Source organism: Weissella minor, from assembly GCF_001437425.1.
GTDB lineage: Bacteria > Bacillota > Bacilli > Lactobacillales > Lactobacillaceae > Weissella > Weissella minor.
On the sequence record NZ_JQCD01000031.1, the window covers coordinates 243578 to 256835 of the forward strand.

Here is a 13258-nt window from a genome sequence, read left to right on the forward strand (position 1 = left end):
TCTTGGACGACCATTTGACCGCATTTGCAAGGAGGAATAGCTACCATGGCTAAGAAGTATGGTAAGAAATATTTGGCAGCAGCCGAAAAGGTTGAAAGTGACAAGTTGTACACGATCGACGAAGCTGCCGCTTTAGTTAAAGATATCGATTTTGCCAAGTTTGATGCAACTGTTGAAATTGCATTTAACTTGAACGTTGATACGCGTCAAGCTGATCAACAATTGCGTGGTGCCGTTGTTTTGCCTAACGGTACAGGTAAGGACCAAACTGTTGTGGTCTTTGCTCAAGGAGATAAGGCTAAGGAAGCCGAAGCAGCTGGTGCCGACGTTGTTGGTGCTGCTGACTTGGTTCAACGTATTTCTGACGGTTGGTTGGATTTTGACGTTGCCATTGCTACACCTGACATGATGGCACAAGTTGGTCGTGTTGGACGTACATTGGGACCTAAGGGCTTGATGCCTAACCCTAAGACTGGAACTGTTACATTTGACGTGGCTAAGGCCGTTTCAGATGCTAAGTCTGGTCAAGTGACATACCGTACAGACCGTGACGGAAACGTTGCTGTGCCTGCCGGTAAGGTATCATTTGATGCTGATAAGCTTGCGGGAAACCTAAAGTCATTGTCAGATCTTATCCTAAAGGCTCGTCCATCATCAGTTAAGGGAACTTACGTACAACACGTATCAATCTCTTCAACATTTGGACCTGCTATCAACATTGACCCAACTTCATTGTAATTTGTTGTTTCAACAAATTTAAAGTTGGCTAATTGTTGACGCTTCCTTGGATAACTGTTATAGTAATCTGAGTAATTAATAGATTCTACCTAAGACGCAGGTGTCGTATGACTTAATATCCAGCCGAGGAAGTGAAAAAACGCGAAAGCGACTTTTGACCCTCGGTGCATTTGTGCCGAGGGTTTTAGTTAGGATCAAATCTAAATAGGAGGAATGATACCATGAGTGAAGCAACTATTGCTTTAAAGGCTCAACAAGTTGAAGAAGTTGCTGACAAGTTCAAGCAAGCCGCTTCAGCTATCGTTGTTGATGTACGTGGATTGACTGTTGCTGAATCAACAGAATTGCGTGCAGCCCTACGTCAAGAAGACGTTCAATTGAAGGTTATCAAGAACAAGGTTTTGACTCGTGCCGCAGATGCAGCCGAATTGTCAGATTTGAATGACTTGTTTGCTGGACCTTCAGCGATCGCCTTCTCAAACGAAGACCCTATTGCCCCTGCTCGTATTTTGAAGAAGTTCGCTGATTCAATCGAAGCATTGGAAATTAAGGGTGGAATGGTTGATGGAAACGTCGTATCTGTTGAAGAAGTTCAAAAGTACGCCGCATTGCCAGACCGCGATGGATTGCTATCAATGTTGTTGTCAACATTGCAAGCACCTGTTCGTAACGTCGCTTACGCCGTTAAGGCCGTTTCTGACGCGAAGGACGAAGCAGAAGAAGCTTAATCAATTAAGTTTTGCCTGTTAACCGTGAGTTTATCTCACAAACTAAACTAAAAACATACCGTAAAGGTACAACATATTTGGAGGAATTTATCATGGCTTTTGATAAGGATTCAATCATTGCTTCATTGAAGGAAGCAACGATCATGGACTTGGCTGACTTGGTTTCAGCTATTGAAGAAGAATTTGGTGTTTCAGCTGCTGCCCCTGTTGCCGCTGCTGGTGCTGCTGGTGGAGATGCTGCCGCTGCTAAGACTGAATTTGACGTTGAATTGACTTCAGCTGGTTCAGCAAAGATCAAGGTGATCAAGGCTGTTCGTGAAGCTACTGGTTTGGGATTGAAGGAAGCTAAGGACTTAGTTGACGGTGCACCTTCAATCGTTAAGGAAGGTTTGTCAGAAGATGACGCCAACGCCTTGAAGTCACAAATCGAAGAAGCTGGTGGAGCCGCAGAATTGAAGTAATTCTGTTTCCATTATCTTTAAAAAACAGTACTCATTTGAGTGCTGTTTTTTTTTATGAAAAAATGCATATGCATATACGTAAAACGTTTTAATGTAATTGATTTGAAATATAGTTACATTTAATTTTCAAATGGTATTTAGGTATTGTCCTTCTTGATTAAATCTGTTAACTTATTTAAGTAGCAAAATAAAAAGTTTTATCAGTGGTAAAACAATTTTTTGGAGGGTGTAATGTTAGAAGCCAAAGGATTGACTGTCGGTTATACAGCGACGCCAGTTTTTGAAGATTTATCTGTTAGTTTTGAGCCTGGTAAGATTACTGGAATTATCGGACCCAATGGAGCAGGAAAGTCAACTTTGATTAAAGCCATCTTAGACTTAATCAAAAAGCAAGCGGGTGATGTAAAGCTAGACGGTCAAGAAGTTAGTAAAGTACGTCAAAAGACTGCATATGTAGAACAACGTGCAAACTTAGATATGAGTTTTCCTATCAATGTTTTTGATGTGGTTTTAACTGGTACGTATGGACGGTTAGGATTATTCAAAAGCCCTGGTGCGAAAGAAAAGGCAGCCGCAACGGATGCCTTGGAACAACTTAAGTTGTCAGAATTTAAAAAGCGTCAAATCAGTGAATTATCTGGTGGACAACTACAACGTGTCTTCGTTGCACGTGCGGTTGTACAACAAGCCGACGTTGTTATCTTGGATGAACCATTTGTTGGAATTGATATGAAGTCTGAAGCAGACATCATGGAAATTTTGAAGTTATGGCGTGACCAAGGTAAGACAATCATCGTTATTCATCACGATTTGAACAAGGTCTCAGCTTACTTTGATGATCTTGTGATTATGAACCACGGAATCGTGGCAGCCGGTCCGGTTGACGAAGTTTATACTCGTGAAAACATTGGACATGCCTTCTCAGCCGATCTTGGAAATGTACTATTTGAAGATAAGGGGGAAGCATAAGATGTTTGCAAGTATTCAAGAATTTTTATCAGCCTTAGGGCAATATAATTTCCTACAAAGTGCCTTACTAGCCTCAATCATGGTTGGGATTATGTCTGGTATCATCGGAAGTTTCATTATTTTACGTGGGATGTCATTGATGGGTGATGCCATCTCTCACTCAGTTTTGCCTGGAGTTGCTGTGGCATACATGCTCGGTATCAATTTGATGCTAGGAGCGACGGCTTTTGGGGTATTAGCCGCATTATTGATCGGATACGTATCAACACATAGTAAATTGAAAAATGACACATCAATTGGAATTGTCTTCTCAGCGTTCTTTGCGCTTGGATTTATCTTGATTTCAATGGCTGGTTCATCAACAAACCTACATCACATTTTGTTCGGTAATGTGTTGGCTGTTTCAGACCAAGACTTGTTGACAACTGTGATTGTGCTTGCAATCGTTATCTTGTTCGTTGTGATTGCTTATAAAGAATTACTAATCACATCATTTGATGAAACATTTGCAAAGTCATACGGTTTGAACACAACTGTTATGCAATATGCATTGATGATCATCTTGACATTGGTAACAGTTTCAGCACTACAGACAGTTGGTTTGATTTTGATTGTTGCGATGTTGGTTACACCAGCTGCAACAGCATTCTTATGGACGAACCGTTTGTCAATTATGATTGTCTTTGCATCAATTTTCGGGGTAGTTGCATCAACAATCGGTTTGTATCTATCATATACATTTGATTGGGCTTCAGGTCCAGCAATCGTGTTGGTTGCAGCAGCAATCTTCATGGTTTCATTTATTATTGCACCAAAGCAAGGCTTTTTTCAAAAACTAGGGGGAAAACATGGTTAAGAAGTTAGTTATCGTTGTTGCGGCGTTGGCAGTTGTTGTCGGGGGTGTCTTTTGGTTTGTTAATGGTCGTGATGCACAGTCATCAGGCGAAAATGGTAAGCTAAAAGTTGTGACAACAAATTCAATTTTAGAAGATATGGTTGAACAAGTTGGTGGTGATGATGTTGAAGTTTACAGCATCGTTAGTCGTGGAACTGATCCACACGAATATGACCCAACAACTAAGGATATTCAAGAAACAACTGATGCAGATGTTATCTTCCACAATGGTTTGAACTTAGAAACTGGTGGAAGTGGTTGGTTCACAAAGTTGACTGAAACAGCTAACAAGAAAGACAATGAACAAGTCTTTGCTGCTTCAGAACACGTTAAGGCGCTTCATTTGACAACAAACAAGGATGAAGAAGACCCACACGCATGGCTTGATGCACAAAATGGAATTAAGTATGTTGAAATGATTACTGAAGTCCTAAAAGACAAGTCATCTGCTGAAGCTGCTAAGCGTATCCAACAACGTTCTGATGATTACATCAGTGAGTTGGATGCTCTTGATACTGAAGCGAAGCAAAAGTTTAAGGATATCCCAGAAAGTCAACGTTTGCTTGTGACTTCTGAAGGAGCCTTCAAGTATTTCTCAAAGGCATACGGAATTACACCAGCCTACATTTGGGAAATCAATACTGAATCACAAGGAACACCTGAACAAATGAAGCAAGTACTTGCTAAGATTGACGATTCAGACGTTAAGTCATTGTTCGTTGAAAGTTCAGTATCACCTAAGTCAATGGAACAGGTTTCAAAGGAATCTGGATTACCAATTCATTCAAAGATTTATACGGACTCACTTGCCAAGAAGGGTACAGATGGAGATACGTACTATGACATGATGAAGTGGAACATTGATCATATCCATGCTGGTATGAACGGTGAAGAAAGTTCAGAAGATAAGTAATATGAGAAAAAACGGCTTGTGAATAACAGGTCGTTTTTTTTTTGTCGTTAAACAGCACCGGCACTATGTGAAGTGTTTCTCAAACATTGCTAGACTGGGAATGCAGTAGAATCGGATAAAGCTTAATTTTGACTTAATGACACTGTACAAAATGTGAAATTTAGTCTAGAATAGTACTGATTATTAGAAGCAATAGTTTATTATTTTAAGGAGATGTTTCATATGGCAACTAAGAATATTGTCGTTGTTGGTGCTGGTTTTTCTGGTGTCGTTGCAACGCGCAAGTTGGCCAAGCAATTGAAGGGAACTGATTATCAAATTGTTTTGGTTGATAAGCATTCCTTCATGACTTACATGACAGAATTGCATGAAGTCGCTACTGGTCGTGTACAGCCAGAACACGTTCGTAAGGATTTGCGTACGTTGTTCAAGAATTACTCAAATGTTAAGTTAGTGACTGCTAACGTTGATGACATTGATAAGGACCAGAAGATTGTAAAGACTTCTGTTGGCGAAATTCCATATGAAAAGCTTGTTTTGGCCACTGGTGGAACAACCAACACATTCGGAACACCTGGTGTTGAAGAATACGGCTTTACACTATGGTCATACGAAGAAGCAATTCGTTTGCGTAAGCACATCGAAGACGTTATCCGTCGTGGTGCCGTTGAATTAGACCCTGCCAAGCGTGCAGCTTTGATGAGCATCGTTGTGGTTGGTTCAGGTTTCACTGGATCTGAATTAGCTGGTGAATTGATGGATCAACGTCACAGCTTGGCTTTGTCAACTGGTGTTGAAGAATCTGAAATCAAAATTCAAATTATTGAAGCTGCACCATCAATCTTGAACATGTTGAGCAAGCGTGATTTGGCTGATAAGGCTGAAAAGCACTTTGAATCACACGGTGTTAAGATTTCAAAGGCCACTTCAGTAGTTGAAGTGCAAGAAGATGCAGCTATTTTGAAGGATGGTACAGCCATTCCAACAAATACGCTAATCTGGACTGCCGGTGTTAAGGCTAAGGATCAAGGCGCACAATGGGGGCTTGACCTTGGACCTGGTGCGCGTTTCATGGCTGACGAATTCTCTCGTGCCGTTGGTGAAGAGGATATTTACGTGGTCGGTGATGCCGCTGCTTACCAAGATCCAGAACTTGCTGATCCAAACAACAAGCGTGCCGGATGGACACCTCAAACTGTTGAAGGTGGAGAATCAGCCGCTAATACTGCTGTGCCAAACATCGTTTACGATTTGACACAAAAGGGTGATCGTAAGAAGTTTAAGGGTCGCTACCAAGGTTATGCTGTGTCAATTGGTGCCCGTTACGCCGTTGGTGTATTGGACCAAATTGGTAACATGAAGGTTGGAAAGTCTGGAATTGGTCTTTCAGGATTCTTTGCTAACATGTTCAAGCACGCAATCAACGTATACTTCTACTTGCAAATTGCAAGCTGGTACTACCTTGGTCACTACTTGCGTGATGAATTCTTCAACGCACCTGATGGTCGTGAACCATTCTTCGGTTGGGCTTCACGTCATGCAAACGTCTTGTTCACAGTACCATTGCGTATCGTTTTGGGACTTACTTGGATTACCCTTGGTGGTACAATGGCCTTCGCGGGTAATTGGGTTGGTATGATCCTAACAATTATTGGTTGGTTGATGACATTTGGTTTGTTTACATCAATTGCTGGTTTTGTTGGTATTATCATGGCAATCTTCATCACTACATTAACTAATTCTGACATTGCAATGTTATTGTTTGCACCAGCGTCATTCGCTGTTATGAACGGTTCTGGTCGTGTGCTTGGATTAGATTACTGGGTAATGCCTTGGTTAGAACGTAAGTTTGGACAATCAATGCACGGTATGCATTCATCTCGTTATAACGATTATTCAAATAAATAAAAAACGCACCAACGTCTACGACGTCAGTGCTATTTGCCGGTTAAGTTGTTTACAACTTGATCGGTTTTTTTATTTTATTCTTGGGGCATATGTTGGCTAGCGTAAAAGGCAGCAATAATACCGTTAGCAACACTGACGTTGACCGAACGCACACTGCCATACTGGGGGATATAAACCATGGCATCCGCAGCTTCGATTAAATCATCAGCTAGGCCAAGTTGTTCTTCACCGAATAAGAAGGCTGATTTTTCAGGAAAATCCATTTTGTAAAGCGATTGTGGGTCATAGCCAGGCGTATTATCAACAGCGTAAATGGTGTAACCTTCTTCATGTAACTGGTCAAAAACCATTTGGTAATCAGTAACGCGATGATGTTCAATTGACTCGTAATTTTGTGTGCCTAATGCACCACGGCGATCCCACTTTTTTGCGCCTTCAGGGTCATCTTCATGTGTGCGATTTTCCGGGTTTAGGAAAATTAACTTACGCATTCCGAAGGCATTACTATTGCGGACCGCTGAAGCTTTATTGAAATCATGGCTTAGGTTTTGCATAATGGCCACCATTTGACCACGACGGGCATCAAGCGTATCGCGAATGAATTGGTCAGATTGACCTTTAAAATAATCAGTGACGTTACGATAGTCGTTTGAACGACTTAAATCAATATCAGACATACATTAAGCTTCTTTCTTTTTTAAATAATTGCCCGGATAGATCCAAAAATCTAACACGGGGATTCGATGGATGATGTTGAATATGAACAAGGTGCCATACCAACCAATTAAGGTCCCTAAAATGAGATGAACGATGACGCTATTCACTTGTAAGTAATACAAAAGAATGCGGGTTAGACTAACCAAAGGAACATGAATAAGATAAATTGGTAATGATATTTGACCAATTTTTGTAAAATAATTATAACCTGTGACCGTCTGTGGTAATTGATAGAATAGACTAAATCCTAAAATCACAGATGTAAATAATAGTAACTGAGCCCAACCAGGTACTTGGTAATTAATGCGTTGAATGGGGTTTGTGAGCGCCCATACAGCTAGCGCAGTGACAAAGACACTTAAACTAGCGATTAATGTTGTCCGATACTGATAAATTGGATGTTTTCTTACGAATGTACCGAGTAAGAAAATAGGACTCCAAATGGCAATACGTTGCACAACGTACCAGTCAACGGGGAAGATTGTGAATCCCAAACAAACCATCAAACTGACAAGGAATAAAGTATCAATATTTTTCATCTTTAGACTGACAAAACCAAGCACAATATCTAGGGCAAAGAGCACATAGATAAACCAGAGTGGGCCAATCGGCATAATCCATATATTAAGGAGACTCTTTAAGGTGACATCAGTTCTAACTTGATCACCAAAAATAAATTTAATGGCCCAAATAATGATGCTAAAGGCAAGATAAGGAAGGCCAAGCGTCAACAATCTTTTCTTAATAAATTTCAGATAACTATGCAGGTCGGGCTGCACTTTAAAGAAATAACCCGACAGAGCGAAGAAAAATGGCATATGAAAAACATAAATCATTTGTACCGCAATCAACAGGATATTTTGGGTCACACCAAAGTAGATTCTAGCATCAAATAAACCAATTAATACGTGGCCAAAGACCACTAAAAAAATGGTGACCCCTTTGGCGACGTCAATCCATTTAATTCGTTTTGGCATAAGGAAAACTCCTGTCGTTCAAAGATACTTACTAGTATAGAATATTTGCTCGTGATGTCCAAACAAATCCATATAATTATTGTGACCGAATTGACGTCAATTCGGTTATTTTTTGTTATTATTATTTAATAGTTTGATTTTTGTAAAAGGAGGGCGTGGTGATGCAGCCCATCATTGAATTTAAAGATGTCTCATTCTCATATCCAAATGCTGAGCAACCAGCCTTGAAGAACCTTAGTTTACAGATTCAAAAAGGTGATTGGGTCGCTGTAATTGGCCATAATGGGTCTGGTAAATCGACATTTGCCAAATTAATTAATTACTTATTAATCCCGACAAGCGGAAGTATTACCGTTGATGGTATTCCGGTTGATCAGGAACATGTTTATGATATCCGTGACTTAGTCGGGATGGTCTTTCAAAACCCAGATAATCAATTCGTCGGGGCGACCGTCGCTGATGATGTCGCCTTTGGTTTGGAAAATCGACAAGTCCCACGTGAAAAAATGTTGGAAATTGTCCCTGATGCATTGGAACGGGTACAAATGAATGCATATGCAGCACGTGAACCAGCACGCTTATCAGGAGGGCAAAAGCAACGTGTCGCGATTGCTTCAGTCTTAGCAGTTGAACCTAAAGTTTTAATTTTGGATGAGGCGACATCGATGCTTGATCCAAAAGGTCGCCGTGAGATGATTGCCTTGGTTCATGAATTAAAGCAGGAATTAGGTGCAGAATTAACAGTGCTATCAATTACGCATGATATTGATGAAGCTGCCAGTGCTGATGAAGTCGTTATTTTAAACGATGGCGAATTAATGGGCGTTGATAAGCCCGAGGTTATTTTTTCTGATGCTGAACGTCTACGTCGCTTAGGCTTGGCTGTACCATTTGCTGAGCAATTGAAAGCAAAGCTAAAAGCGCGGGGCATAAAAGTACCAGAAACTTATCAAACGACAGAAGGGATGGCCGAGTGGATATGGCAATTACATTCAAAAATGTAGGCTTTACCTACCAAGCGGGTACGCCATTTGCAACGCCGGCATTGTACGACGTTAATTTCAACATACCTGACCATAGCTTTACAGCGGTGATTGGCCATACTGGTTCTGGTAAATCAACGATGGTGCAACTATTGGATGGCTTAGAACTGCCAACTGACGGTGAAATTACGATTGGTTCAGCGACGATTACGGCTGCAACTAAGAGGAAAACATTAAATGGCATGCGCCACGATATTGGAATGGTCTTTCAATTTCCGGAAGCGCAATTATTTGAACAGACTGTTTTAGCGGACGTGATGTTTGGTCCCATGAATTATGGCATGTCAAAGGCTGAAGCCGAAATCGCAGCAAAAGCGGCGCTAGCGCTGGTTCAAATGCCAGAAAGTAGTTATGAGGCATCACCGTTTGATTTGTCAGGTGGGCAGATGCGCCGCGTGGCGATTGCAGGTGTCATTGCAATGGAGCCAGAGATTCTAATTTTAGACGAACCAACGGCAGGCCTTGACCCGGCCGGACAAGCTGATTTAATGGCTTTATTTGCCAACTTGCAAAAAGAGCGGGACTTAACGGTAATTTTAATTACCCATCAGATGGAATTTGTGGGTCAATACGCAGATAATGTTTTGGTATTTGATGCGGGTAGCGTGGTTAAAACGGGAACCCCAGCTGAAATCTTTGCTGATAGTGACTGGTTACGTCAAAAACAATTGGATGTGCCAGCCGCGACGCAATTTAGTGATTATTTAGAAGCTAAAGGTTTGCCATTGCACGGTGCGCTCGACTTGGATCAATTAGCTGATGAAATTGTTGGGTTGATTGGAGGTCCTACGCATGAGTAATATGATTTTAGGACGTTATCTTCCAGGCGTTTCATGGGTCCATCGCTTAGATGCGCGAACAAAATTTATTTTGAGTATGCTCTTTATCTTCGTTATTTTTATGGCGAATAATATCTATGGTTATCTCTTTGCGACAGCATTTGTCGCTTTAAGCATTATCATGACGGGGCTTGGTTTTAAGGTGTTCTTTAATGGTTTAAAGCCACTAGCAATGTTGATGTTAATTACAACCTTCTTACAGCTATTCTTTATGAATACTGGAACCGTTTTGGTTCATTGGTGGATTTTTACGATTACGACAGATGGTGTGATTAATAGTGTGATTGTTTTCGTGCGTTTTATGTTGATTATTATGTTTACAACGATTTTGACATTAACGACACCACCACTAGAAGTTGCGGATGCAATGGAGTCATTGATGAGTCCTTTACGTAAGATTGGGGTGCCAGTGTCCGAATTAGCGCTTATGGTTTCGATTGCGCTACGTTTCGTGCCAACGTTAATGGATGAGGCCCAATCAATTATGAACGCGCAGCGAGCACGTGGGGTGGCTTTTAACGAGGGTGGCTTAATCCAACGTGCGAAATCATATGTGCCGCTGCTAATTCCACTCTTTGTGAACGCGATTAAGCGCGCGATTGAGTTAGGGGATGCCATGGAGGCACGTGGTTACCGCGATGGTGAACACCGGACCAAATTCCGCGTTCTGAAGTACACTAAAATTGACGGGGTCGCCTTTGCTGCTTTCTTTATTTTTGCAATCGGCCTATTCGCAACACGTTTCATTTAAAATATTTAAGAGAAGGAGGGCAATCGGATGCCACGATATAAAGCAACCATTGCCTATGACGGGACGGACTTCTTTGGCTGGCAAGTTCAACCTGGGAAGCGGACCGTGCAACTAGAGCTAGAAAATGCCGTTAATAAAATGGCTAAGAATCCGGAAGAACATTTACGGGTTCAAGGTTCGGGTCGAACCGATGCACGTGTGCATGCCATGGGGCAGGTGGCCAATTTTGATTTGCCATTCAATATTCCTGCGGATTCCGTTCGCAAAGGTCTTTCAACGATGTTGCCTTACGACATTGGCATAAAAAAGGTTGAGATTGTGGATGACGATTTTCATGCGCAGTTCAATGCCCACAATAAAACATATCGCTATCGATTATCGACCACCCAATATACCGACCCGTTCAAAAGGAACTATACGGGGCATTGGGGCCGCAAGCTAGACCCAGCACTTATGCAACAAGCAATTGGTGACTATGAGGGCGAGCACGATTGGTTAAGTTTTGTTGCATCAGGTTTTCAACAGAAAACGACGGTGCGAACTGTGTATCGGGCAACCATGATTGAGAAACCGGAAGATGATGAAATTTGGTTTGAATTTACAGGAAATGGTTTCCTTTATAATCAAATTCGGATTATGGTCGGTGTGTTGCTTGAAATTGGGAGTGGGTCACGTCCAGTTGATGACATTCCCCGCTTATTAGCGGCAAAGGATCGACAACAAGCACGTTTTACAGCTCCGGCTCAAGGGCTCTACTTAATGTCGGTTGACTATTAAGAATTTCTCAATCTGGGCAAAATTTGTGGGAATATACATTGACTAAGTCCTTGATTAAAGGTAATATGTAAGACGGTATTGTTTACCAACCACAGATGGGAATGTCCTGGTACGACTATTTTTAATTTTTTGGTAAAGTAAACAAACAGAATAATTGGAGGAAATTTTCCATGCGTACAACTTATATGGCAAAGCCAGGTGAGATCGATCGCAAGTGGTACATCTTAGACGCAACTGATGTACCTTTGGGACGTTTGTCAACAGTCGCTGCATCAATCTTGCGCGGTAAGAACAAGCCAACTTTCACACCTAACGTAGACACAGGTGATAACGTAATTATCATTAACGCTGGTAAGGTCGCTCTTACTGGTAAGAAAGCTACAGACAAGATTTATTACCACCACTCAAATCACCCAGGTGGTTTGAAGGAACGTCAAGCTGGTGACTTGCGTGAGAAGAACCCACAACGTTTGATTGAACTTTCAGTTCATGGAATGTTGCCAAAGAACTCACTAGGTCGTCAACAAGGTTTGAAGTTGCACGTGTTTGCTGGCGAAGAGCACACACACGCTGCACAACAACCTGAATTGTTGAACATTCACGATCTTATCTAATTTAACGAAAGGAGAATAGTTTATTATGGCTAATGTACAATACTCTGGAACTGGTCGTCGTAAGAACTCTGTTGCCCGTGTACGTTTAGTACCTGGTAATGGTGCCATTACAGTTAACGGTCGTCCTGCTGAAGAATACATTCCTTTCGCTAACTTGCGTGAGGTTATGGTTCAACCATTTAACGCTACTGAAACATTGGGACAATACGATGTTTTGGTTAACGTTAACGGTGGTGGTTTCTCAGGTCAAGCTGGTGCAATCCGTCACGGAATCGCCCGTGCCCTATTGACTGTTGACCCTGATTTCCGTGCTGCATTGAAGTCAGCTGGTTTGCTAACACGTGACCCTCGTATGAAGGAACGTAAGAAGCCAGGTTTGAAGAAGGCCCGTAAGGCTTCACAATTCTCAAAGCGTTAATATTTATTTATTTTCGTTGCCAGAATTGGCACAACCTATTCAAAATGAAAAACGACATGACTCATTTGAGTCGTGTCGTTTTTTTGTATGCTTAGAAATATTTTAAATATGATGACGTTTTCAAAAATTGGACTAGCTTGCTATAATGATTGCATTGATTGATTTTGATTTAGATAGGAATGGATGTAGGAATACTAATATGGCAGATTTTGGTGTGTTAATTTTTTTATTGGGCGTGATATCGTTTTTTACTTGGGGGATATGTTATCCAGTTACAAGAATAAGAAAACATCGTGGCTTATTGGGCTGGAAAAAATATGTAGGTATAGCTGGTGTGGTCTTATCAGTTACAGGATTGTTTACTGTAGGGGCGTATGCCGATCCGCAAGATGATGTGAATAAAACTAGCAGTTCACAGGTTACTAGTGAATCAAAAAGTAATGAATCTAAAGCAAAAGCGGAAAGTGAATCTAAAGCGAAAGCGGAAAGTGAATCTAAAGCGAAAGCGGA

The 13258-nt window shown here is 41.3% G+C and carries 16 protein-coding genes and 1 other annotated feature; of the genes, 14 read left to right on the forward strand and 2 right to left on the reverse strand.

The genetic code is table 11. The annotated features are described in order from the left end of the window. Positions 1-45: 45 nt before the first annotated feature. The 7 genes from rplA (at position 46) to IV67_RS08830 (ending at position 6612) form a co-directional block, all read left to right on the forward strand. A complete protein-coding gene (gene rplA, locus IV67_RS08800) occupies positions 46-738 on the forward strand; it encodes a 50S ribosomal protein L1 (RefSeq protein ID WP_057789060.1) in 693 nt (230 codons plus the stop codon). A 70-nt stretch (positions 739-808) separates the two neighbouring features. Next, positions 809-935 (forward strand) — a sequence feature (ribosomal protein L10 leader region). Between the two features lie 24 nt (positions 936-959). Further along, positions 960-1466: a 50S ribosomal protein L10 gene (rplJ, locus tag IV67_RS08805; protein ID WP_057789061.1), complete on the forward strand. Its 507-nt coding sequence runs from the start codon at positions 960-962 to the stop codon at positions 1464-1466. A 92-nt stretch (positions 1467-1558) separates the two neighbouring features. Continuing rightward, complete coding sequence (rplL, locus tag IV67_RS08810; protein ID WP_057745279.1) at positions 1559-1927, forward strand: 50S ribosomal protein L7/L12; 369 nt, start codon at positions 1559-1561, stop codon at positions 1925-1927. 231 nt (positions 1928-2158) lie between these two features. Continuing rightward, a complete protein-coding gene (locus IV67_RS08815; RefSeq protein ID WP_057789062.1) occupies positions 2159-2896 on the forward strand; it encodes a metal ABC transporter ATP-binding protein in 738 nt (245 codons plus the stop codon). Position 2897: 1 nt separating this feature from the next. Then, positions 2898-3752 (forward strand): metal ABC transporter permease, encoded by an 855-nt coding sequence (locus tag IV67_RS08820; RefSeq protein ID WP_057789063.1) that lies wholly within the window; start codon positions 2898-2900, stop codon positions 3750-3752. Further along, positions 3745-4704 (forward strand): metal ABC transporter solute-binding protein, Zn/Mn family, encoded by a 960-nt coding sequence (locus IV67_RS08825; RefSeq protein ID WP_057789064.1) that lies wholly within the window; start codon positions 3745-3747, stop codon positions 4702-4704. The genes IV67_RS08820 and IV67_RS08825 overlap by 8 nt, the downstream gene beginning before the upstream one ends. Before the next feature lie 222 nt (positions 4705-4926). Then, the gene (locus IV67_RS08830) at positions 4927-6612 is read left to right on the forward strand and encodes an NAD(P)/FAD-dependent oxidoreductase (protein WP_057789065.1); all 1686 of its coding nucleotides are present in this window, start codon (positions 4927-4929) and stop codon (positions 6610-6612) included. A 74-nt stretch (positions 6613-6686) separates the two neighbouring features. Here IV67_RS08830 and IV67_RS08835 read toward each other — a convergent pair whose 3' ends face one another. Both IV67_RS08835 and IV67_RS08840 read right to left on the reverse strand, forming a co-directional pair. After that, on the reverse strand, positions 6687-7289 hold the full coding sequence (locus tag IV67_RS08835) for a TrmH family RNA methyltransferase (protein ID WP_057789066.1): 603 nt from the start codon (positions 7287-7289) through the stop codon (positions 6687-6689). A gap of 3 nt (positions 7290-7292) precedes the next feature. Continuing rightward, positions 7293-8306 carry an acyltransferase family protein gene (locus IV67_RS08840; RefSeq protein ID WP_057789067.1) on the reverse strand — a complete coding sequence of 338 codons (1014 nt, stop codon included), beginning with the start codon at positions 8304-8306 and terminating at the stop codon, positions 7293-7295. Between the two features lie 161 nt (positions 8307-8467). Here IV67_RS08840 and IV67_RS08845 point away from each other — a divergent pair, with 161 nt between their 5' ends. The 7 genes from IV67_RS08845 to IV67_RS09385 all read left to right on the forward strand — a co-directional run. Then, positions 8468-9310 (forward strand): energy-coupling factor ABC transporter ATP-binding protein, encoded by an 843-nt coding sequence (locus tag IV67_RS08845; protein WP_057789068.1) that lies wholly within the window; start codon positions 8468-8470, stop codon positions 9308-9310. Next, a complete protein-coding gene (locus IV67_RS08850) occupies positions 9286-10149 on the forward strand; it encodes an energy-coupling factor transporter ATPase (protein WP_057789129.1) in 864 nt (287 codons plus the stop codon). Before IV67_RS08845 ends, IV67_RS08850 begins: the two co-directional genes overlap by 25 nt. Continuing rightward, positions 10142-10939, forward strand: coding sequence for an energy-coupling factor transporter transmembrane component T family protein (locus tag IV67_RS08855; RefSeq protein ID WP_057789069.1), 798 nt, complete (start codon positions 10142-10144; stop codon positions 10937-10939). The genes IV67_RS08850 and IV67_RS08855 overlap by 8 nt, the downstream gene beginning before the upstream one ends. Positions 10940-10966: 27 nt before the next feature. Then, the gene (truA, locus tag IV67_RS08860) at positions 10967-11716 is read left to right on the forward strand and encodes a tRNA pseudouridine(38-40) synthase TruA (RefSeq protein WP_057789070.1); all 750 of its coding nucleotides are present in this window, start codon (positions 10967-10969) and stop codon (positions 11714-11716) included. 170 nt (positions 11717-11886) lie between these two features. Continuing rightward, positions 11887-12330: a 50S ribosomal protein L13 gene (gene rplM, locus IV67_RS08865; protein ID WP_057789071.1), complete on the forward strand. Its 444-nt coding sequence runs from the start codon at positions 11887-11889 to the stop codon at positions 12328-12330. A 25-nt stretch (positions 12331-12355) separates the two neighbouring features. Further along, positions 12356-12748, forward strand: coding sequence for a 30S ribosomal protein S9 (rpsI, locus tag IV67_RS08870; protein ID WP_057789072.1), 393 nt, complete (start codon positions 12356-12358; stop codon positions 12746-12748). Positions 12749-12893: 145 nt separating this feature from the next. Then, positions 12894-13258: cell envelope integrity TolA family protein (locus IV67_RS09385; RefSeq protein ID WP_236698277.1), on the forward strand; the 365-nt coding region annotated here is incomplete at its 3' end.

Bases quoted from the DNA above. Each gene is read 5' to 3' on its own strand.
- rplA (WP_057789060.1), top strand. From the start codon at position 46: ATGGCTAAGAAGTATGGTAAGAAATATTTGGCAGCAGCCGAAAAGGTT.
- rplJ (WP_057789061.1), top strand. From the start codon at position 960: ATGAGTGAAGCAACTATTGCTTTAAAGGCTCAACAAGTTGAAGAAGTT.
- rplL (WP_057745279.1), top strand. From the start codon at position 1,559: ATGGCTTTTGATAAGGATTCAATCATTGCTTCATTGAAGGAAGCAACG.
- IV67_RS08815 (WP_057789062.1), top strand. From the start codon at position 2,159: ATGTTAGAAGCCAAAGGATTGACTGTCGGTTATACAGCGACGCCAGTT.
- IV67_RS08820 (WP_057789063.1), top strand. From the start codon at position 2,898: ATGTTTGCAAGTATTCAAGAATTTTTATCAGCCTTAGGGCAATATAAT.
- IV67_RS08825 (WP_057789064.1), top strand. From the start codon at position 3,745: ATGGTTAAGAAGTTAGTTATCGTTGTTGCGGCGTTGGCAGTTGTTGTC.
- IV67_RS08830 (WP_057789065.1), top strand. From the start codon at position 4,927: ATGGCAACTAAGAATATTGTCGTTGTTGGTGCTGGTTTTTCTGGTGTC.
- IV67_RS08835 (WP_057789066.1), bottom strand. From the start codon at position 7,289: ATGTCTGATATTGATTTAAGTCGTTCAAACGACTATCGTAACGTCACT.
- IV67_RS08840 (WP_057789067.1), bottom strand. From the start codon at position 8,306: ATGCCAAAACGAATTAAATGGATTGACGTCGCCAAAGGGGTCACCATT.
- IV67_RS08845 (WP_057789068.1), top strand. From the start codon at position 8,468: ATGCAGCCCATCATTGAATTTAAAGATGTCTCATTCTCATATCCAAAT.
- IV67_RS08850 (WP_057789129.1), top strand. From the start codon at position 9,286: ATGGCAATTACATTCAAAAATGTAGGCTTTACCTACCAAGCGGGTACG.
- IV67_RS08855 (WP_057789069.1), top strand. From the start codon at position 10,142: ATGAGTAATATGATTTTAGGACGTTATCTTCCAGGCGTTTCATGGGTC.
- truA (WP_057789070.1), top strand. From the start codon at position 10,967: ATGCCACGATATAAAGCAACCATTGCCTATGACGGGACGGACTTCTTT.
- rplM (WP_057789071.1), top strand. From the start codon at position 11,887: ATGCGTACAACTTATATGGCAAAGCCAGGTGAGATCGATCGCAAGTGG.
- rpsI (WP_057789072.1), top strand. From the start codon at position 12,356: ATGGCTAATGTACAATACTCTGGAACTGGTCGTCGTAAGAACTCTGTT.